The sequence below is a fragment of the Microbacterium sp. B24 genome, from assembly GCF_000333415.1.
In the GTDB taxonomy this organism is placed as follows: Bacteria; Actinomycetota; Actinomycetes; order Actinomycetales; family Microbacteriaceae; genus Microbacterium.
Window position 1 is genome coordinate 1 of sequence record NZ_BADB01000315.1, and the last position, 1,209, is coordinate 1,209.

The following is a 1,209-nucleotide window of genomic DNA, read 5'->3' on the forward strand; positions in this document are numbered from 1 at the left end:
GTGGGTGGGGGCGTGGGTCTCGCGGCGCAGCGGCTCGGTCAGGGCGAAGATGTGCGTGACGCGTCCGGCCAGCATGCGTGCCCCCGCGTTCGGCGCGTAGCCGAGGCGGTGTGCCGCATCGACGACCCGACGGCGCGTGTCGGGAGAGATCGGGCGTTTGCCGCTCAGCGCATAGGAGACGGTGCTGATCGACACGCCGGCGGCCGCGGCCACCTCATCGATGCGTGCCATGCCGACTCCTCTGTCGTATCGAAGCGCTTCGAGCGAAGCTGGTGATCACGATAGAGCGCGCGGCGTCATCGACGCAAGAGTTTTGTGGAGATTGGCAACAAACAGGATCGTCGGGCGGTTCCCTGGCGCCCGGCTCGGCTGCTCCTACAGACGGACTTCGGCGACGACCTCGCCGAACTCGGTCTCGCCGACGGGGGTGAACCCGACCCTGCGGAAGAACGCATCGGGGCCGCCCTGCCCCTCCTCGTAGATCACGTGCACGTGGTCCATGCCGCGGCTGCGGGCCTCTTCCAGGAGCTGCTCGACGGCGAACCGGCCGACCCCGCGGCCCTGGTCGTCGGCGTCGACGTTGATGCGCCAGAGCACGGAGCGGAAGTGCTCGCTCGGCGCCTCGGGATCGAAGTTCGCGCTCACGAAACCGACGACCTCGTCACCGTCGAGCACCACGCGCTGCCACGCGGTGCTGGGGTTTGCCACCGTGCCGGCGACGGCATAGCTGGTGGGGGCGAGATACTGCTCCTGCCCCGGTTTGAGCGACATCGTGTTGACGGCGACGATCGTCGCGGCGGACAGTTCCTCGAGGCGCAGCTCGGTCATGCCCTCAGGCTACCCCGGGCGAAAGCGCGGGGGGCACCCTCCGAATGGTGAGAAAACCCCCAGCGCTGCGCGTGCGCAAGAGGATGCCGAGGAGCGGGGCGAGAATTATCTTGACGTCAAGATAGTTTCCGTCGATGCGATAGCCTGGAGGCGACCCCGCGACGCTCACCACGACGCCCACGACGACGCTCACGACGGAGAGATCACACGTGCCCGAGTCCACCATCATCTACACCCACACCGACGAAGCGCCGGCCCTGGCGACGGCATCGTTCCTGCCGATCGTGAAGGCCTTCGCCGGGCAGGCGGGCGTCGAGATCGACACCCGCGACATCTCGCTGGCCGGCCGCATCCTCGCCGCTTCCCGCAGCGCCTCGCGCC

General features: G+C 68.5%; 3 protein-coding genes. 1 reads left to right on the forward strand and 2 read right to left on the reverse strand.

The genetic code is table 11. The annotated features are described in order from the left end of the window. On the reverse strand, positions 1 to 231 hold a 231-nt coding region (locus I5I_RS08120; RefSeq protein ID WP_036318310.1), incomplete at its 3' end, for a LacI family DNA-binding transcriptional regulator. Between the two features lie 144 nt (positions 232 to 375). Next, complete coding sequence (locus I5I_RS08125) at positions 376 to 828, reverse strand: GNAT family N-acetyltransferase (protein WP_036318311.1); 453 nt, start codon at positions 826 to 828, stop codon at positions 376 to 378. 209 nt (positions 829 to 1,037) lie between these two features. Here I5I_RS08125 and I5I_RS16395 point away from each other — a divergent pair. Beyond that, a partial coding sequence (locus I5I_RS16395; protein ID WP_148285513.1) for an NADP-dependent isocitrate dehydrogenase occupies positions 1,038 to 1,209 on the forward strand: 172 nt, incomplete at its 3' end.